The organism is Ornithinibacillus scapharcae TW25 (assembly GCF_000190475.1).
GTDB classification, from domain to species: Bacteria; Bacillota; Bacilli; order Bacillales; family Amphibacillaceae; genus Ornithinibacillus; species Ornithinibacillus scapharcae.
The window spans coordinates 1-19,058 of the sequence record NZ_AEWH01000062.1 but is presented as its reverse complement, the minus strand read 5'-3'; the positions used below and the strand labels follow the sequence as shown (position 1 = coordinate 19,058).

The following is a 19,058-nucleotide window of genomic DNA, read 5'->3' as shown; positions in this document are numbered from 1 at the left end:
AAAAAGCATACACAGGTGGTGGGGAAATTGGCGCTGTTTCAACGAAAGAATTCAGATATTAAAGAATCGTATTCATCCGGGCTTCGGATAGAAAACACATATATTGATAACTTAGTAGAACACTATAAAACTAGGCTATTAACAGAGGTTAATCTCGATCAGATTACTAGTTTACCGACAGAAGAAAGAAGATTAAAGATTGAGCGCTTTATCAATCAATTTATGGCAGAAGAGAAAGTCGTCATCCCAAGGCAAGATAAAGATACTTTATTATCTATGCTAATAAATGAGAGTGTAGGTTTTGGACCACTTGAAGTACTACTCCAAGATGAAGATATTACTGAGATTTTAGTGAATGGACCGAAAGAAATATTTATAGAGAAACAAGGTAGATTAGAACGAGCAAATGTTTCTTTTAAAGATGAAGAACATGTGAGACATATTGTAGATAGAGTTGTTGCTCCATTAGGGAGAAGGATTGATGAAAGTTCGCCAATGGTAGATGCAAGACTCCCAGATGGTAGTCGTGTGAATGCCGTTATTTCACCAATTAGCTTGGGGGGAACGATAGTTTCAATACGTAAGTTTCGTAAAACCCCCTATGAAATGGAAGATTTAATGAGATTTAATGCATTTACGGAAAAAATGTCTGTATTCATGCAGGCGCTAGTTAAGACAAAATTAAATGTGTTAATTTCAGGTGGAACTGGTAGTGGTAAAACTACATTATTAAATGCTTTGGCACAAGCTATTCCGTCAACAGAACGTATCATCACGATCGAGGATTCCGCAGAACTTAAAATAGAGCGTTCAAACGTTGTTGGCCTGGAGGCAAGACCACCAAACGTTGAAGGACAAGGGGAAATTACAATACGTCAACTAGTTAAAAACTCGTTACGTATGCGCCCGGATAGAATCATCGTCGGTGAGGTACGCGGAGCCGAAGCATTTGATATGTTACAAGCGATGAATACTGGGCATGAAGGGTCACTTACCACTGTCCACTCGAATACACCAAGTGATGCAATAAATCGTGTTGAGGGGATGGTTGTCATGGCGGGCATGGACCTACCGACACATATTATTCGAGAATACATCGTTGGAGCGCTTGACTATATTGTTCAGGTTCAACGTTTAACTGATGGAACAAGGAAAGTAACGAATATTTCGGAAGTAGCAATTAATAAGGAAAATAAAATAGAAGTCCGTGATATATTTCGATTTCAACGAACTGGTATGGACGATAATGGTAATATTCTGGGTTTTTATACACCGACTGGTATTGTACCTAAATGTTTAGAGCACTTAGAAGTATTTGGAATCCGATTTGATAAGGAAATATTTGAGCCAGAAGGAGATGTTTTAAGTGGATCTCACCGTGTCTATACTCTATAGCTTGTTTGTATTTTTCCTGCTGACAACTATGTACTTCTTCTTAGGTTACCGTAGTTCAAGAAAAGAATGGTCACAGCAAATTAAACAGTGGTATCCAGAGGAAAAAGGAAAAGTTTTATTAGTAAGTGGGGTGACCGATTTGATCAACGAGAATCGTCCAATAAATTAAGAACAAAACTCCAAAGTGCCAATTTAGGTTTATTACCATCAGAATATGTCGGAATTATCTTTTTAGGAATATTAACTCTCTTTATAAGTCTTTATTTCGTATTTAGCATGCCTATGAGAGTGAGTTTTTTGATAGCTATTGGAATTATGATAGTAGCCCATTTTATGTTGTTTTATCTAAGAAAGAATGCCTATGAGAAGCGTTTCAATGAACAGCTATCAGAAGTTTGTAGAATTCTTGGAAATGCTGCCAAATCTGGTTTAACTATAAACCAAGGGATAGATATTGTAGGCAGAGAATTAAGTGCTCCCGCAGGGGAAGAGTTCAAAAGATTATCTAACGAATTGAAACTAGGTGTATCACTCGAACTGGCTCTTCGATCTGTTCAAAAGAGAAATAAATCAAGGGATTTTAATTTGTTTATAGCTACATTACTGATCCAAAAGAAAACTGGGGGTAATCTAGCTAAAACATTAGAAACAATGGCTAATACATTTGAAGCTCGAAAGGTACTAGCACAAACTATTAAAACGATGACTTCGGAACAAAGATATATATCGTTTATAGTTCCGGCGATGCCAATAATATTACTGTTATTAATGAATAACGTTATTGACGGGTTTATCGAGCCACTATGGTCTGGCTTTGGTCTTATAATTCTAATAATATTTTTAAGTGCAATAACTATTGCATTTTTATTAATTAGAAAAATAACAGATATAAAGGTGTAACCTATGGATGCATTAATTATTCTTTCAATAATTGCTTTTTGGTTTTGTATCATTTTATTTCTTAAACACTATTGGTCTTATCTACGTTCCAAAAAAGCTGTACTAGATCATGTTTCGGAAGTTACTGAAATTGATCCTTTTGAGAAAAAAGAAAGAAAAAGAAATCGTAGAGCGGATCTATTTCAGAAGTTTACTAAGTACGCAGATGATTTTTCTGACTTAGGTCAGCGCATAAACTTCTTTAGTGAAAATCACAGCGTAACGGAATGGCTTCGGAAATCAGGAAATCCATTGAATCTCTCAGTTGAAAGATTTCAAGGTCTTAAGATTTTATTATTTCTTGTAGGGTTATTTGGAGGGATATTATCCCTAATTATTGGATTTCCATTTTCACAATATATTTTAACTCTAGCACCTATTCTGGGATACTTTTTACCGATTATTCTGATTAGAAGGGAGGCCAAGAAACGTCAAGAACAACTTAGAATTGATTTACCGGATTTTTTAGATACGGTGGGAACGAGTGTTCAGGCTGGTGTTAGTTTAGATCATGCTTTAAAGGAGGTGATTCGTCACTTCGATGGTCCTATACGGGAAGAGTTTTCTCGTTTTAATCAAGAAATTGAATTGGGGGTACCTCGAGAGAAGGCATATCGTGAATTATTGAAGAGAAACGATAATCAAGAGTTTCAATCTTTAATCAAAGCATTAATTCAAGGATTGAACCTAGGTGTTCCAGTTGCAAAGACGTTTCAAATTCAGTCTGAAGATATGCGCCAAATACAACAGGAAAAAGTAAAAGAATTGGCTTCGAAGGCTTCTCCTAAGGTAACTTTAGTTACCACTTTCTTAATTGCTCCAGTATCTATTTTAATCATTGCAGGATTAATGATTATGAATATGATTATGGGGGACAATGGTTTGTCAAATTTATTTTAGGATTTAATTATTGAGGAGGAATTTGTAATGAAATTATTAAATGGTTTATATGCCAAAGTATTGAGTAAAGCAGTAGCGTTAAAAAATGAAGAAAGAGGTTCTCAGACATTGGAGTGGGTTGGGATTGCAGCTGTTATTATCATTGTTGTCGGACTAGTATCAACTGCATTTGATGATGCAGAATTTGGTCAGGATATATACAAAAAGTTCACAACGTTCTTAGGTAAAATTGGCGAAGGTGATGGCGGTGGAGATTGATAATTTAATGAATATGAAATTACGTCATAACTATCTCAGGAGTCTTACTTATGCAGAATACCAGGTTAATAATTTTCATGATAATTTTAACTATCATATTGTTTGGTTGTAAGAAGGAAAACGAGAATAACGACAATACTCAAAATGACTCGGACTCAGTAGTGTTAGAAGAAGATACAAAGGGGTCACGGGTGGAGAAAGATGCAGATATAAAGGAAACAGATGTATTGGAAGAAGAGGTTTTAAAACTTTTGGAAGAACTTCCAGAAGTCCCTACTGATGTTGGTGGCATCATTAATCAATTGGAAGGCCCCTTTACTACTAACAAACCTGATTGGGACGACCAAGAAATAGAGGCAATTCGAGAAGAATTAAATAAATTGCCACCTCTTCCAAAAGACGCCAGTGAAGAATTGGTAGACCAGTATTTTCAGTATTTCTACTGGTTAGTTGCCGAAGATTTTCCAGACCCTCAGGACACTATCAAAAAATGGGAATTTAGTTCTTTTGGTAATCCTGATTTGCCGGATTCTCGCTTCCATTTCAAGGAAAACTATAATGTCGAAGTATTACTTGACGGTAGTGGTAGTATGGGTGCTTATATTGGCGATAAAACCATGATGCAAATTGCGAAAGAATCTATTAAGGATTTCTTAGAACAAGTACCGGAGGAAGCTAATGTATCATTAAGAGTATACGGGCATAAAGGTACTGGTTCCAATAGTGATAAGAAATTATCTTGTTCCGCTATTGAACAAGTATATGGTTACCAAACTTATGATGAAGGTACATTCCAACAGCAGTTAGATAAAATCGAGCCTGCAGGTTGGACACCGCTAGCTGATGCTTTGTTACAAGCAAAAGATTCGCTAAAGGAATTTGATGCAGAACACCATACTAATCTCATTTATGTTGTAAGTGATGGCATTGAAACATGTGATGGAGATCCTGTCCAAGTTGCCAAATCACTTTCAGATTCGAACGCGAAACCAATCATTAACATTATCGGATTTAATGTTGACTCGGATGCACAAAAACAATTAAAGGAAATGGCAAAAGTATCGGGAGGTATTTTTTCAACTGTAAATGACCAAGAGGAATTAGAGGAAGAGTTTAAAAGGGCAGAAAAAGTGTTAGAAGAATGGGAAGAATGGAAAGAGGATGCAATAAATGACGCTGATTACCAAAAGGTAAGGAATAGTTTTGATATATTGGAAGTTACAAATGAATGGAATAGAAGAGATGATAGTCAATATGTAAGTATATATAGATTAGTTTATATTGCGGAGGAAGAAGGTATTCTTACAATTAATCAAATGGACAAATTTCATTCAAAGAATAATGAAATGCAAGATTTGATTAAAAGGGCCAAAAGAGAAATTGAAGAAGACCTTAATCAAATTAGTGCTGAAAAAATAGGCGAAATGAAAGAAACTATTCAAGATAAATACGATAACAGCATAAACGAGTAATTTAAATTAATGTGATAGGAGGTGAATCCTATACGTACTTTTACTAAGAGTCTATTCATCTCATTTGTTGTAATCCTACTAACTTTCCATCCTTTTCTAGTCCCGGTATTGTATGCTGCTGGTTCTTGGTCAGGAGATTCATGGGAAGGCGAATCCTGGGAAGGTGACTCTTGGGATGGTAGTGACTTAAGTTGGGAAGGTGAATCCTGGTCTCTCGACTCGTGGAAAGGTAACGGAGTTGAAGGGGTCCAACCATGGTCATTAGATGGTTGGAATGAATCTAGTTTTGAAGGTAGTACTATTGATAGTATTCCTGCTTGGGCATCTGATGGATTTATAGGTAATGCAACCACTCAATATCCAGGGTGGTCAGGTGCAGCATTTAAAGGAACTGACTGGAATCAAGCGGGCTTTCAGGGTGATTCTTCTAGTCAGGGAAACGGCTGGTTAGGTTCAGGTACCCAAGGTAATGGTAATTCCTCTCTAAACTCATGGGACCAATCAGGTTACACTGGTAATGGTAATTCCTCTCTAAACTCATGGGACCAATCAGGTTACACTGGTAATGGTATTGCTGTACTAAATCCATGGGAGCAAAATGGTTACATTGGTAATGGGAGTGTAGGAAGTAATCCATGGAATCAAGCAGGTTTTCAAGGAAGTTTGAATGGAACAACTTCACCTTATTCAGGCTTACCTTGGGCAAGTACAGGGCATATAGGTTCCGGGATCTCGGGTGTATCGCCTATTTCTGGTAAAGCTACTACCTCTACACCTTTCTATGAAACCAAAGAATATGAGTTTTCAACATTTGTGGTAAAAGACATAATTGGTAGCACTGCAACCGCTTCATCTACTGCCTTAAGTTATGATAGACATAATGATGTTGGAATAAAAACAGACTTTGGCTTCGGCCCTAAGATGTATAGTGATATTTTTGTTAACGGGTTCAAGCTTGCTGGCGTTGACAATCTAGCGATTGACGGCTATGACACGTTCTCGCATGTGTATGATAGTGTCGATGGATATAAGCAATTTAAGGATAGTAGAGGAGTTAAAGACTTATCATCTGATTATAGTGTCAATAATAAAAAGCCAATTATAAATGATAAATTACCAAAACCACCTATGGCTGTTGAAAAAGCTTTATCTAAACTTAGTGTTCCTGGTGCAATACTCAGTTCCGTATCATCAGGGGGCAAAACAATAAGTAGTATTGTTGAAGTTTCGAAAAACTGGGACGAGTCTTCTGGTTCGGAAAGAGTAGCTGGAATTGCTGGGGCGGGAGAAAACCTTGGTGACTTCTTACTAGATTCTGGTGCTGTTGTTTCTGCGGTACCGGCTTTTCAAGTGGCTGGTGGAATCATGATGGGAGTTGGTGGAGCGTTATGGGTTGTTTCAAGAGGAACAAGAGCTATAGCGGAAAATTGGGATAAGATTAAAGATACTGGTAAGAAAATGGTTGATGGTGCTAAAAATCTAGCTAAAAAAGGATGGAAGGCTATTACTGGTTTATTTGGTAAATAGAAACGGATTCCAATCCGTTTCTATTTAACCTATTAGAAAGATGTAAATAATACTCTCAATCTGTTTCATGGTTTACCTCTATAACTGTAAATTAAAACCAAAAGGGTTCGTATTTCACTAGTCGGGCTATAAAACTATCCTAGTATTGATTAGTAGATAATAATTATAGAAAATCATTCATAGTCAATTTATATAGGAGGATTCATATGGATTTCTATCCAACTAAGATACATGAACTTGCCAAAAAACATAAAAAACTATTTGAAAAATACTTTATAAATCCAGGTGGTAGTCTGATTAACGAACATGAATTTTATTGGGTAAGCTATCTTAGATTTGGAAAATTAGTTGGTTCTGCAGTTATTTCTCCGAGCAATATAACGGATAAACAGGAATATGAGCAAGCATTTTATCATCTTTCGAAAAGTTCCCAATTAAGATCCAAATTAACAAAAGATGGCGGATTTAGAGCTAACATTAATATGGGTACTTTTACGGTAATGGAAAAATTCTTAGCTGCAATTCAGAAAGAAGTGATATTAAAGAATGACAAACAAATCGTAGTAGATTGTCATGAAACCATGTTAAGTATTCTAAGCTTACAAGATAGTCTTGTTGATATATTTAAAAGTTACCAGCAAGAAGAAATAAAATTCCATGAGGGTAGGGAAAAATTCGACTCAATTGAGTACATAGAATTTGTGATAGATTGCATTTGTGAGATTGACTATATTCAATTTACTCAATTGACTTTGCAATACGAAGCAATATCAAAATTTAATTCACTTAAAAGAATAGTTAATAAAAATAAAAATTTAAAAACCCATATGACTTATGAAATAAAGGTCTACTTAGAAGAATTTATTAAAAGTAAAACAGATTTGCTAAAGAGTATAAAAAAATTAATGTACACTTCAGAAATAAATATGCAAACTTCAAAACTAAGACACATGGAAATTACAAGAGAAGTTTTACTTGAAACAGTCCGTGAAGTAACAGAAGAATTATTACAGGATTTACGTTTTCCTATACTTAATTAATAAATTTTGATAATGCTTAGAATTAGAAAATCATATGCTCATCACTATTACTAGTAATAGTGTGAAATACTATTAGATGATTTAAGGAGACTATCATGGATAAACCATTAAGATATACATGGGATATTTATACAAGTCAATTTGAGAAGTATTTTAGTACTAATGTTATTTACCACATTGCCATTACTTCTAGTACATTCATTGGTCACTAACTATATGTATGCAATTACGCCTACATCTTCCCAACTATATACATATGCAGATATCTATTATGCTATGATAACGCTACTATTCTACCTTTATGCCCAAGTCCCTTATATTCGCTATATCTATAATGAGCATATCGGAATAGAAAATAATCTTAGAAATACTATTTATCAGTTTTTAGTTAATGGTTTTACTGTATTTTTATTTTCGTGCATTATATCGATTATTGCGACTATTGGCTTTGCGCTATTTCTATTACCTGGACTAATACTTTTTACAATTGTATTTCCAATACCATATATTAGTGTCTTTGATGAAAAGTCAGTATGGAAATCTTATAGAGAAGGAATAAGAATTGGAAAAAAGTATTTCTTTAAAATAATCTTAGTTATTATTGGTATCGGGAGTATTGAACTGCTATTTGGAATACTAGTTACATTTCAATTATTTAATATAACATCTTCTTTTGCAGCACAAATTGTTACTCAAATGGTATTAAATTTACTCGTTTTTCCTTTTATTGTTATGTTAATGTCTTCCAATATTCTTAAATGGAGAGAGGAACAGGAAGTGTTAAACTTTGGGAATGAGGAGGAGGCTAAGGATGAAATGGCTGGATAAGTTTAAGAGTGAGCGTGGAAGTGCAACCCTGGAGTTCATAGGGATTGTTCCGTTGGCGTTTTTGCTACTTGCAATTATCATACAATTTGTAGTAATTGTTAACGCGGCTTTAATTACACAATCAGCAGCAAATGAGGCTGCAAGTGTATATTCGGTGACAAAAAGTGAAAGTGAAGCTACAAATGCAGCTAATAAGATTCTGAATGCCACAGGAGACTACCTGAGTGGATCTGCAAGTATAGCAGCAACAGGGGAAAAGGATTTTGATGCAACAGTAAATGTGCAAATAGATCTTTTTTTACTTCCTGAAAGTATCGGAGGTTATATAATCCCTCTACTACCTTATTCCGCTACTGCCTCAGGTAGGGTGATTGAATGATGAAACTTATAAAAAACTATGAAAATGAAAATGGAAACACAGCTTTATTTGTCATTGCAGCTTTAAGTATGTTAATGGTACTTTTTGTATTTGTGTTTAACATGGGTTCAGCTTTATTTACAAAGGAACAGTCGTTCACAGTTGCTAAGCAAGCTAGTTTAGCGGCGAGCAGTTCCTTATATGATCAAGTTAGAAGTTCCTTAACAGGATTAATCATTACATATGGAGAAGATCCTGAGAATCAACAGACATGGAGCTTTGATGAGGAGTGGGATGGCCGTATTGGTAGATGTACTGGGAATGATTCATATAATGAATGTCAAGTAGAAGTACTAGAAGAAATCGTTAATGCTGCATTAGGAGTTCCGCTTTTAGGTGATATATTAAAGGGGCGCCTTTCTACTAGTGTGAATGAAAGTCATATTATAAGTGCCGCTAAACAAGCAATTACAAGTAACGGTGGGACAACAGATGGAGCGGAACTAATGATAAGAGATAATCGTTTTAAGGTTAGAGCAGCTGCGGTATTTAATTCTATTTCTTATGATGATGATTACTTGGAAAATAAAGGTGAGAAATATCTAGATGGGATTAGTAAGAACATATATCGTGACTCGCAGGGACCAAAGATTGCTTTTTTGGAGGAAATTATTAATACAGGTTCATACAGTCTGGAATAACTATGTGATCTTAATTTGTTTAAGGTAAAAAAGTGATTTAGAATTTATCTAGTATTTATAATTCTGATTTATGTAATTTGTATACCCGTTTCGGTTTTAGAAATGAAGGTGGTGTTCTAATGAAGAAATTTATATTATCAGTTTGTTTTCTACTTACTATCATCCTCGTCGCGTGTAGTTCTCCTGAATCAGAAGAATTAGCAGAATATCATAATAGTTATATAGAGAATATAAACACAAAAGCGATGCTTGTCGATGAGGAATTACAAAAGTCATTAAGGGCTGAAACTCCTGCGATGGCATTAGAATTACAACAAAAAAATGTGATACCGCTTGTCGATGAGATAAAGGAATTTATTCATTCGCGTGATCCGGAGACAGAAGTTGTGAAAGAAATACATAATATGAGAATTAAGCAGTTGGACACTTGGGCAGAAGCTGTTCGTTTACGTTACCAAGCATTAGAAAAAACTGTGGAGCAAGCAACAAAGGAAGAAGTCCAAAAACTTCTTTCAGAATCGGATGAGAAATTATTAGATGCTCAAAAAAAAGGAGAGAAGGCTGATGAGAGATTTCTAGAGTTAGCCGATAAGTACAATATTGAATAAATAATGGGTAACTATAACTTAATGCAATGCACCAATTATTAGTGGTGCTTTTTTAACGCAAAATGCTATAAATCTAGCTTCAATCTTAATAGATTAAATACAACCATTTAGGGGGTGGTGACTCATGAAAGGATATAAAAGGCGAATATTAGTTTGTTTTTCTATCCTATTATTTCTAACACAAGTTTTTAATGTATTGGAAGTTCAAGCAGTAGAATCATGGAGTGGTGATTCCTGGAAAGGAAATTCATGGAAAGGTACACCATGGGATGCAAGTGACTTCCAATGGGAAGGAGAGGCATGGGAAGGTGATTCATGGAAAGGAAAGGCATGGGATAGTAACTCAACTGACATTGAACCATGGGGTAGAAATGATGCGGTATGGGGTAATGGACCACGGCCTGAACATGCAACAGGAAGTGACCCTTGGTATGAAAATCCGGAAGCGGATAATCATGAAGAAGACTTAGAGAAACTGTGTTTGCCAGGGTTAGAAACAGGTGATGGTAGTTGTGAAGGAAATGGTAGTAGTAAAAATCCAGATATGACTACCGAAGAAAAGATAGATAATATAGTAGAGCAGTTCGAAAAAGACTATGCTAATATTCTTCCACCGGATTTTTTTCCTTTTAAGAAAAAAAGAAAAGAGATATTGGACAAAATAAGACAAGAGGCTACTAACTATACAGAAAGACCACATGGAACTGCACAAGATGTAGATATTCCAGAAAATGTAATGGCAACACTTGCTGAGATTGGTTATAGTGATGAGCATTTAGCGAATTCCAAGGAGAAAAAGGATAAGTTTTTAGCAGAGTATGGATGGGAAGAAAGTGATAGTGTAGATAATCAGGATACGGGATTTAATGCTCGTACCTATAATAATTTAACAGAAGATAAGATTACAATTTCCTTCGGGGGAACAGAATATGCCTCAAATTTAAAGGATCTTGGAACTGATGGCAAGCTTGCAATTGGGAAAAATAATGATCAATTTAATGAAGCTGTAGAGTATGTCGAAAAGATGATGAAATTATATCCAGATAAGGAAATAGTTTTAACAGGACATTCACTAGGTGGAGCTATAGCCCAATATGTGGCTTTAAAGACGAAAATTCCAGCAGTTACATACAATGCTCCGGGCATTGCAACACGGGATTATGGTTTATTCGAAGACCCATTGCTCGCAATTATTTCAGAGGATGAAAACGTGTCGATGGGTGAGAAGTATTTTAATTACCATGGACTATTCGGAGATTTAACTGTTAACCATGTGATGGAGAAAGATGAAATTGGTACGTATCAAATTCATGTAGGAACTACTTATACATACACTGAAGATGGAACGGTAATATGTCTAGATCAGTACAGCGATGAGGCACGTAAAAAAGATAAATCAATTGGAAAAATAATAGATACTGGTAAGGATATATATAATAAAACTCCATATCATGGTGTTAAGAACTTTAAAGATATTATGGTTGAATGTTAGTATTTGTGTTTAAATACTATTCAGTTGATTTCAACTTAGGAGATAAACCGTAAAGGGGTTATACGTATGATACGAATACTATTAGCTGGGATATTCTCATTAATATATCCTGGAATCGGCCAGCTATATAACCGACAATGGCTCAAAGGAATTGCATTTGTATTAGTAGAACTATGTTTAGTTTACTTTGCACCACCAGAATTGTGGTTAGGAATGATTTATCGAATCATCTGGCTGCTAAGTATAATTGATGCAGCTGTTGTTGCTTACTTAGTCCATAAAGGGAGAAAAGAATTAATAGTATACAGAGGACGACAAGCTGTTTTAGTGGTAGGGTTGGCCATCTTAATTGTTCGTCCAATCGCATTACTACCATCTCTTATCCCTCATATTTCATTTAATCAAGCCGTAAAACAATTGGAAGAGGTAGAGGAAGGGTCAGAGGAACAACTTGAAGAAGAAAAGAAGATCTATATGCAGTACTTAGAGGAGACGTATGGAGAGCAGTTTGAGTTCGGAGAAGCATCTTACAATTCGAATTATGGTCATTATCTAGTCGAAGCTTATCCAGTTTCCAATCCTGAAATAGTTTTTGGTGTTTATCAGGTAGATGATGATACAATTCAAGATTCATATATCGACCTCCTATGGGAGGATGAAGCAAAAAAAGGTTTATCACCAATAGTTGAGGGATTGTATGAAGAAATTTGGAGCTTTGATCTAAACGTGACAATTAAAGCTGGGGTACAAGATATCATCTTGAGTGAAAATGATCAGCTAATTGGATTTAATGAAGGAAAAGATAAATATCAAGAGGATTATTTTTATTCGGTTGATTTAATTGTATTCCAGGACTACGATAATCCCGAACGTGAATTGGAAAAGTTATATGATATCATTACTTACTTCAAAGAAGAGAATATCCAAGTTTATGGTTTAGAGGTTGAGTATTATGATATAGGGTTATTGAAAGGAAAAGAAATTGACCCTGATGGTAACTATGATGATTACACTTCTCATTTTATTTCGCTTGACCGGGATGAAATTATACAAATCAAGTCAGCAAGTGACATAGAAAAACACTTGATTGAGCTATAAGGTTGTAAGCAGTTTAAGTATTATTAGAATGAATTCTTAGGGTATAAACAGAGGGGGGATTATATGCTTTCAGGAGATAACATTCACTTCATAGACGATGAAGAAGGAAGTGTATATGCTAGTTTTTGGCAAAGACTAGCAGCTTGGTTGATCGATACAGCACTTGTTTTATTATCTCTTTTCTTTATTGGGTTTATTCCAGATGGAGCAATGGCTATTAACTCCCTTTTATTTGATAGTCGCCCAATTGATGAATATGTTACTAATTATTGGGTCATTCAAATAGCAATAGTTATATTTTCATTTAGTTTGTATTATGCATTAATGGAGAGTTTCGGAACCCAAGGTACTGTTGGAAAGATGATATTAAAAATTAAAGTAGTTAACGAAGATGGAGAAAAAATATCATTTTCCCATGCGTTAGGAAGGTTTTTTCTGCAACTTGCATCGTTATGTTTACTAGGTATTGGACACTTGTTTGCTGTATTTACGGAAAATAGACAGACAGTGCATGATATGATCTCTAAGTCTGAGGTTGTCAGAAGATAATCACATTATAATGTTGGGGAGTTCCTTAAATTAAGGATTATTTTGAAATATAATAGGAGGGGTTTCATTGTCAAAATCAGAGATAAAATGGCGTAAATTCTACCTTTATTTAATGATCTTTATTTATGCTGTTTATACCCCAATAACAGTATTTGAATGGATAATAGGAGAAGATGGTTTTCCATTTACAGCAGTAGTAATTGGATTCTCATTACCTTTAATGCGAGCAAATCATATTCATACAATCAGAGAAAAACAACATAGATAGTTTATAGGACTAGGTAATTGTTCGTATGATGTAATGGTAAGAAATAATAATTCACAGAACGTATTGGAATACCTCCCAATGCGTTTTTTCTTTTGAAATAGGAAATATTAGTGGTTTAGAGAGAAGATATTAGTAGTAATTTAAAGAAAAGGGAAATAAATTGTAAGGCTATAGTTCTTACTACCTATTTTCGGAAAATATGAAACTATTTTTGGATGGAAATTGTATTAATGATAGGAAGCTGAAATTGAATAGGATTTGTCTAGATAAGAATAACGATACAACAACGGGTAACAGGTGCTATTTAAATGAGAAAGGTAATCCATCCATATTAGTTCTGTCTGAGTTGAACTTGATTGAAATAATAATGTTAAAACAGGGGAGATAAAGCATGACTATAGAAAACCCTCAAGAATTACTCAAACTAGGTGTCAAGCACCAAAAGATGTTTGAAAGCACTACAGTAAACTTACATGCCTATAAATTACATAATAAAATATTTTACCTAACACAATTTAAAAACAAATTTACTGCAAAATTAAAGGCAACTGGTTTAATATGCACTCAGGAAGCTGATAAGCAGGAATATATGCAGGCTTTTAAACAACTAATCTATTATTCAGTTACATATAACAATATACGAGATGGTATTGAAGAACGGGCTAAATTGAACGTGCAAGTTTTTGAAGAGATTAAAAGTTATCTGAGAGGTCTCTTGGATTCGAATTTATTAGTCAACGATGACGAAGTAGCTATCTATAAACGACAACTAGAGGTAATGGAAAAATCTTTAGCACTCCAGGAAGAGATGGTAGAGATATGGAATGAAATAAATATTATGGATAAAGAAATAGTAGAACGAGGATATTTTACCGACGAAGAGTTAGAGAAACAGATAGGATATATTCCTATAAGCGGATGGATTCAATATGCTCAGATGAAGATACAGTACGATTATAAAGAGGATTTTGACTTGATTTATGAAAATAGTATAAATCCTAACTTTAAAAAATATGAAAACTTCACGAAGCCTGATACATTGAAAAACATGACAAGTAACATAGCTGGACCTCAACTTAAGAAATCAATGGACAGAATGACTGATGGAATTGACATGTCTCATATGACTAGAGAAGAATACATCAGTTATTGGTTAAAAACATATAAAGATAGATTAGAAGAACGTTTTTTAGTGGAATGGGACAAAATTCGTTTCCCAAGGTTTAAATAATGCTTTAATTTATCCTGTGGGAATATTCCATTTTAACTGACTATGCGGTAGTAGTCGTAAAGAGTACAGTGCTGTATAGTGACATAAAAGGAGAGATACCTATGATGCGTATTATGTTGGTTGAATTTTTCTCTAGTCTATCCAGGAATTGGCCAACTATATAACCGGCAATGGCTAAAGGAATTGCATTTGTAATCGTAGAACTAGGTTTACTTTATTTCGCACCACCAGAACTATGGTTAGGAATGATTTACAGAATAATATGATTGTTAAGTATTGTAGATGCATCTGTTATAGCATACTTAGTCAATAAAGGGAAAAAGATTTAAACGTGTTTAAAGGATGGCGTGCACTTTTAGTTATTGGTTTAGCTATTGTGATTATTCGTCCAATAGCATTATTGCCATCTCTTCTTCCTCATATTTCATTCTATATGGCTGTTAAACAATTATCAGAGGTAGAAGAGGGATCAGAACACCAATTGAATGAAGAGAAACAGTTGTATGAGAAATATTTAGAGGAAAATTATGGAGACTCCTTCATTCTTGGAGAGACAGAGTTTGATTCCACGGACAATCATTATTATTTTGAAGCAATTCCGGAGTCCGATAAGTGTGAACACAGCAATACTGCCTGGAACAAAGGAAGTTGTTTGAGTGAGAATAATCAGTTAATTGGTTTTAAGGAAAGTATTAAGAAATAACCAGGGGGATATAAATTTGCTTTTGAATTGTTTGTTTTTCAAGATTATAACAATCCTGATCGTGAAATGGAAAAGTTATATGAATTAATATCTTATTTTCAGGATTTACAAATCGAAGTGCAGCGTCTTGCGGTAAATTATTATGAGGAAGGACTCCTAGAAAAAGAAGGAATTAATATTGAACCGGGTTACAGTTATAAAGATTATCTAACTCATTTTATTGATATGAACCAAGAAGATATGAATCAGATAAATTCAGTGTATGATATTTCAAAATATATAAGTGTTAACGAATCGTCATCTGAGTATTAATAAATAGAATACCTTGAAAAAGTGGAGGAACGTATGGACTTTCATCCAACAGATCTACATATACTTGCCAAAAAATATAAAAGGTTATTTGAAAAATACAGTATTAATGCTGCTGGCTACCAAGTAAATGACAAAGAATTCTACTGGGTTAACTACTATAGGTTTGGAAAAATGGTTGGCCATGCCGTTATATCCCCGAATGTTGCTAAGGATCAGGATTATAAGGAGGCATTTAATTACTTATCCAAAAGCGCTCAGCTTAGGTCAAACCTATCTAGTGATGGTGGATTTAGAGCGAATATAAATATGAGATCTTTTGAGGTAATGGAGAAATTTTTTAAACAGGTATTAGAAGAAGTAGATTTAGACAATGACAGGGAAGTGATAGAAGGATGTCGTAATACGATGCAGCGTATTCTAAAGCTACAAGAACGGCTTGTTGAACTATATAAAAGTTATTATCAACAAGAAATAAAAATTCAAGAGGGTACTGAGAAGTTTCATACGAACGAATACTTAGAATTTGTTTTAGATTGTACTTGTGAAATAGATTATATCCAGTATACTCAATTGAATCTACAATATGAGATGATACCGAGTTTAAAGTACATTAGAAAGTTGATAAATAAAGTTAAACACTTAAAAGAACTTATGAATCCCGAAATAAAAGTTTATTTAGGAGAATTCATAAATAGTGAGACAGATTTGCGAAAAAGTATAAGAAATGTCACTTATACTTCAGAGTTAAATAAGCAACTTTCACTAGAAAAACACATGGAGATTATAAGAAAAGTTCTACTTCAAAGTGTTCAGGATGTAACAGAGGAAATAGTTAAAGAATTGCGTTTTCCTGAGCTAAAATAGTATTAATATCTATATATCTATCTTTTGGAAAATCATAACATATTAACCCTTGATTATTGCTGAGCTTCTACCATCCTATTAAACAACTAAAATAAATTAGATTAAAGGATGTATAGGGACTATTCCGATACGTTTTTTTACATTCCATACTTAGGGCAGTGCAAATCTAGTGAATTTGTCCCGAATTAATAACAATCCACATAACAATGGTTGTTTAGTCTTAGTGCCAAGTATCCAATTTAGATAATTGTGTAAACTTTTCCAATATGAAAGTTGTATTATGGAAGTAGTGTTTATCCTAATACATATCATATGTAAATGTAATTTGAAACTTTTAATAGTAGTTTCAAAAAGCAATATATCTAATATAAGAATCTGCAAAGCTGACTCCACAGTAAAACTATCATATTTTATTTGGTTTTCAGTGGATAGTGAAGCACAGCAGCAATTAAGGAGGGTAACGATGAAGTACACAAAATTAATACTCATATTAATCTTAGGTACCCTGTTATTAGGTTGCTAGAAAGATGAAGAAGAGAAGTTAGTAGAGACCAAACAGGAGACGAAAGATAAATCCAACAATGAAGTAGATGAAGGTGAGAGTGGCGAAGTTGATCAGAAAGAAAAAATAGATAGTGAGACGATTGCCATATTAAATGAACTTCCAGAGGTCCCAACTGATGCTGGTGGAATAAATGAACAGTTGGAAGGCCCCTTTGCAACTAATAATCCTAGTTGGGAGGATCGGGAAATTGAGGAGATAAGAGAAAGGTTAAATAAATTGCCTCCTCTTCCAAAAGACGCTAATGAAGATTTGGTAGACCAATATTTTTAGTATTTCTATGGTTAGTAGCTGATGATTTTCCTGATCCTCAAGATACAATAAAAAAATGGGAATTTGGATCATTTGGTAATCCGGATTTACCAGATTCCCGTTTCAATTTCAAGGAAAACTATAATGTTGAAGTTTTATTGGACGGTAGTGGTAGTATGGGGGCCTATATTGGCGATAAAACCATGATGCAAATAGCTAAAGAATCCATAAAGGACTTTTTAGAACAAGTACCTGAGGAAGCAAATGTATCATTACGAGTTTACGATCATAAGGGGTCTAGTTCTAATAGTGATAAGGAATTATCTTGTTCTACTATTGAACAATTGTATGGTTACGAAACATAAGAGGAGGATACATTCCAACAGCAGTTAGACAAAATCGAGCCTACAGGCTGGACACCGCTCGCGGACGCTTTGTTGCAGGCAAAAGACTCTTTAAAGGAATTTGATGCAGAACATCATACTAATCTGATTTATGTTGTTAGTGATGGCATAGAAACATGTGATGGAGATCCCGTTGCAGTAGCAAAATCATTAGCAGACTCTAACGCACAGCCTATCATTAATACTATTGGTTTCAATGTAGACAGTGAAGCTCAAGCTCAATTAAAGGAGATGGCAAAGATATCTGGAGGAATCTTCTCGACTGTAAATGATCAAAGTGACTTAGAACCCGAATTTGAGCGCGCACAAGCAGTATTAGATGCTTGGGAGGAATGGAAAAATGATGTTTTATTTGACCTAGAGAATATAGGCATTAATAGTAGTTTTGATGTTATGAGTGATTCCAATGAGTGGAGCTATAAAATTAGAAATCAATATTTGAAATTGTCAAATCTGTTTTTCATGGCAAAGAAGAAGATATTGTAACACAAAAGCAAAGAGATTTTCTAGATTCAAAGAATGATGATGTTCGAACTCTAATAGAACAAACAAGTGAACAAATAATAGAGGAACTAAATACTATTAGCCGATAAGATAGAGGAAATGAAGACAGAAATAAACAAAAAATACAACGAACAAACTCAGAATTAACATCTATCATATCATGAGGATTTGATGATTTGGAAAACTAGACTGACTTAACGAAGAATTAGGACTTACTTAATTTTACTTAATAGAAATCAAATTAGGATGATATTTATGGAACGTATAAGTAAAGAACAAATACTTAAAATGGGAAAAAAACATAAAAAGTGGAATGAGGACGTTATTGTAGAAATCTTCCCTTACTTAGTTAATAATAATCGCTATTATTTAGCATATTATATGAAAAAGTTCACAATGGATGTTAAGAAAATTGCATTGGTCTCGCCAGATTCTCCAAGTAAGGATGAAGCCTTAACAGCCTTAAAACCTCTAATTAATTTTACTGTTGTCTTTGGTAATATAGAGAATTTCTCTAAAACTAGGGCCGAACTAAAATTTGATGTTATTAACGAAATACGAGATTATTTAGAAGTTATATTATCATCCGGTCTACTAAGCGGAAATTTAATGATTTATTATGAACGATCGTTTCAAATTATTACAGAAATCATCAAGTTACAGGATGAGATGATAAAGATTAGAAAGAAAGTAAATTCAATGGCACAGAGGATATTGGGTAGAGGATATTTTATGGATGAGGAAATAGATGAAAGTTTAGAGTTGTTTTCAGAGATAGGTTGGATACAATATA

Annotated in this window: 23 protein-coding genes; all 23 read left to right on the top strand. The window is 34.3% G+C overall.

The features are described 5' to 3' along the window. Positions 1 to 27 precede the first annotated feature (27 nt). The gene (locus G5W_RS0117290; protein ID WP_010098607.1) at positions 28 to 1,395 is read left to right on the top strand and encodes a TadA family conjugal transfer-associated ATPase; all 1,368 of its coding nucleotides are present in this window, start codon (positions 28 to 30) and stop codon (positions 1,393 to 1,395) included. Next, the gene (locus G5W_RS23645; protein WP_138919084.1) at positions 1,367 to 1,564 is read left to right on the top strand and encodes a hypothetical protein; all 198 of its coding nucleotides are present in this window, start codon (positions 1,367 to 1,369) and stop codon (positions 1,562 to 1,564) included. Before G5W_RS0117290 ends, G5W_RS23645 begins: the two co-directional genes overlap by 29 nt. Positions 1,565 to 1,692: 128 nt before the next feature. Further along, positions 1,693 to 2,295 carry a type II secretion system F family protein gene (locus tag G5W_RS22500; RefSeq protein WP_157998064.1) on the top strand — a complete coding sequence of 201 codons (603 nt, stop codon included), beginning with the start codon at positions 1,693 to 1,695 and terminating at the stop codon, positions 2,293 to 2,295. A 3-nt stretch (positions 2,296 to 2,298) separates the two neighbouring features. After that, complete coding sequence (locus tag G5W_RS0117280; protein ID WP_010098603.1) at positions 2,299 to 3,234, top strand: type II secretion system F family protein; 936 nt, start codon at positions 2,299 to 2,301, stop codon at positions 3,232 to 3,234. A 27-nt stretch (positions 3,235 to 3,261) separates the two neighbouring features. Beyond that, complete coding sequence (locus tag G5W_RS0117275; RefSeq protein ID WP_010098601.1) at positions 3,262 to 3,492, top strand: hypothetical protein; 231 nt, start codon at positions 3,262 to 3,264, stop codon at positions 3,490 to 3,492. A gap of 50 nt (positions 3,493 to 3,542) precedes the next feature. After that, complete coding sequence (locus tag G5W_RS21530; protein ID WP_010098599.1) at positions 3,543 to 4,964, top strand: VWA domain-containing protein; 1,422 nt, start codon at positions 3,543 to 3,545, stop codon at positions 4,962 to 4,964. A gap of 21 nt (positions 4,965 to 4,985) precedes the next feature. Continuing rightward, a complete protein-coding gene (locus G5W_RS0117265; RefSeq protein WP_010098598.1) occupies positions 4,986 to 6,491 on the top strand; it encodes a hypothetical protein in 1,506 nt (501 codons plus the stop codon). Positions 6,492 to 6,697: 206 nt separating this feature from the next. Then, positions 6,698 to 7,531 carry a hypothetical protein gene (locus G5W_RS0117260; protein ID WP_010098596.1) on the top strand — a complete coding sequence of 278 codons (834 nt, stop codon included), beginning with the start codon at positions 6,698 to 6,700 and terminating at the stop codon, positions 7,529 to 7,531. Positions 7,532 to 7,747: 216 nt separating this feature from the next. Then, entirely contained in the window at positions 7,748 to 8,359 is a 612-nt protein-coding gene (locus tag G5W_RS0117255; protein ID WP_138919082.1) for a hypothetical protein, read from the top strand. Then, positions 8,343 to 8,738: a TadE/TadG family type IV pilus assembly protein gene (locus G5W_RS0117250; protein ID WP_010098593.1), complete on the top strand. Its 396-nt coding sequence runs from the start codon at positions 8,343 to 8,345 to the stop codon at positions 8,736 to 8,738. Before G5W_RS0117255 ends, G5W_RS0117250 begins: the two co-directional genes overlap by 17 nt. Then, positions 8,738 to 9,418 carry a Tad domain-containing protein gene (locus G5W_RS0117245; protein WP_010098590.1) on the top strand — a complete coding sequence of 227 codons (681 nt, stop codon included), beginning with the start codon at positions 8,738 to 8,740 and terminating at the stop codon, positions 9,416 to 9,418. Before G5W_RS0117250 ends, G5W_RS0117245 begins: the two co-directional genes overlap by 1 nt. Positions 9,419 to 9,537: 119 nt before the next feature. Beyond that, on the top strand, positions 9,538 to 10,026 hold the full coding sequence (locus tag G5W_RS0117240) for a hypothetical protein (protein WP_010098588.1): 489 nt from the start codon (positions 9,538 to 9,540) through the stop codon (positions 10,024 to 10,026). Positions 10,027 to 10,150: 124 nt separating this feature from the next. Beyond that, the gene (locus tag G5W_RS0117235) at positions 10,151 to 11,518 is read left to right on the top strand and encodes a Tle-like phospholipase domain-containing protein (RefSeq protein WP_010098586.1); all 1,368 of its coding nucleotides are present in this window, start codon (positions 10,151 to 10,153) and stop codon (positions 11,516 to 11,518) included. 66 nt (positions 11,519 to 11,584) lie between these two features. Then, positions 11,585 to 12,616 (top strand): hypothetical protein, encoded by a 1,032-nt coding sequence (locus tag G5W_RS21525; protein WP_010098584.1) that lies wholly within the window; start codon positions 11,585 to 11,587, stop codon positions 12,614 to 12,616. 63 nt (positions 12,617 to 12,679) lie between these two features. Then, a complete protein-coding gene (locus G5W_RS23005) occupies positions 12,680 to 13,165 on the top strand; it encodes an RDD family protein (RefSeq protein ID WP_010098581.1) in 486 nt (161 codons plus the stop codon). 67 nt (positions 13,166 to 13,232) lie between these two features. Beyond that, positions 13,233 to 13,433, top strand: coding sequence for a hypothetical protein (locus G5W_RS0117220; RefSeq protein WP_010098580.1), 201 nt, complete (start codon positions 13,233 to 13,235; stop codon positions 13,431 to 13,433). Between the two features lie 391 nt (positions 13,434 to 13,824). Beyond that, positions 13,825 to 14,664 carry a hypothetical protein gene (locus tag G5W_RS0117215; RefSeq protein WP_010098579.1) on the top strand — a complete coding sequence of 280 codons (840 nt, stop codon included), beginning with the start codon at positions 13,825 to 13,827 and terminating at the stop codon, positions 14,662 to 14,664. A 331-nt stretch (positions 14,665 to 14,995) separates the two neighbouring features. Continuing rightward, complete coding sequence (locus tag G5W_RS0117210) at positions 14,996 to 15,367, top strand: hypothetical protein (protein ID WP_010098578.1); 372 nt, start codon at positions 14,996 to 14,998, stop codon at positions 15,365 to 15,367. 117 nt (positions 15,368 to 15,484) lie between these two features. Further along, entirely contained in the window at positions 15,485 to 15,679 is a 195-nt protein-coding gene (locus G5W_RS0117205; RefSeq protein ID WP_157998063.1) for a hypothetical protein, read from the top strand. A 33-nt stretch (positions 15,680 to 15,712) separates the two neighbouring features. Next, positions 15,713 to 16,543 carry a hypothetical protein gene (locus tag G5W_RS0117200; RefSeq protein ID WP_010098574.1) on the top strand — a complete coding sequence of 277 codons (831 nt, stop codon included), beginning with the start codon at positions 15,713 to 15,715 and terminating at the stop codon, positions 16,541 to 16,543. Between the two features lie 990 nt (positions 16,544 to 17,533). After that, positions 17,534 to 17,722, top strand: coding sequence for a hypothetical protein (locus tag G5W_RS23000; RefSeq protein WP_029191178.1), 189 nt, complete (start codon positions 17,534 to 17,536; stop codon positions 17,720 to 17,722). Between the two features lie 72 nt (positions 17,723 to 17,794). After that, a complete protein-coding gene (locus G5W_RS22995; RefSeq protein ID WP_029191177.1) occupies positions 17,795 to 18,247 on the top strand; it encodes a vWA domain-containing protein in 453 nt (150 codons plus the stop codon). Between the two features lie 273 nt (positions 18,248 to 18,520). Continuing rightward, the coding region (locus tag G5W_RS21510; RefSeq protein WP_010098570.1) for a hypothetical protein at positions 18,521 to 19,058 on the top strand (538 nt) is incomplete at its 3' end.

Coding starts and splice junctions, on each gene's coding strand:
- G5W_RS0117280 (WP_010098603.1), top strand. CDS start 2,299: ATGGATGCATTAATTATTCTTTCAATAATTGCTTTTTGGTTTTGTATC.
- G5W_RS0117275 (WP_010098601.1), top strand. CDS start 3,262: ATGAAATTATTAAATGGTTTATATGCCAAAGTATTGAGTAAAGCAGTA.
- G5W_RS21530 (WP_010098599.1), top strand. CDS start 3,543: ATGCAGAATACCAGGTTAATAATTTTCATGATAATTTTAACTATCATA.
- G5W_RS0117260 (WP_010098596.1), top strand. CDS start 6,698: ATGGATTTCTATCCAACTAAGATACATGAACTTGCCAAAAAACATAAA.
- G5W_RS0117255 (WP_138919082.1), top strand. CDS start 7,748: ATGTATGCAATTACGCCTACATCTTCCCAACTATATACATATGCAGAT.
- G5W_RS0117250 (WP_010098593.1), top strand. CDS start 8,343: ATGAAATGGCTGGATAAGTTTAAGAGTGAGCGTGGAAGTGCAACCCTG.
- G5W_RS0117245 (WP_010098590.1), top strand. CDS start 8,738: ATGAAACTTATAAAAAACTATGAAAATGAAAATGGAAACACAGCTTTA.
- G5W_RS0117240 (WP_010098588.1), top strand. CDS start 9,538: ATGAAGAAATTTATATTATCAGTTTGTTTTCTACTTACTATCATCCTC.
- G5W_RS0117235 (WP_010098586.1), top strand. CDS start 10,151: ATGAAAGGATATAAAAGGCGAATATTAGTTTGTTTTTCTATCCTATTA.
- G5W_RS21525 (WP_010098584.1), top strand. CDS start 11,585: ATGATACGAATACTATTAGCTGGGATATTCTCATTAATATATCCTGGA.
- G5W_RS23005 (WP_010098581.1), top strand. CDS start 12,680: ATGCTTTCAGGAGATAACATTCACTTCATAGACGATGAAGAAGGAAGT.
- G5W_RS0117215 (WP_010098579.1), top strand. CDS start 13,825: ATGACTATAGAAAACCCTCAAGAATTACTCAAACTAGGTGTCAAGCAC.
- G5W_RS0117200 (WP_010098574.1), top strand. CDS start 15,713: ATGGACTTTCATCCAACAGATCTACATATACTTGCCAAAAAATATAAA.
- G5W_RS23000 (WP_029191178.1), top strand. CDS start 17,534: ATGGGGGCCTATATTGGCGATAAAACCATGATGCAAATAGCTAAAGAA.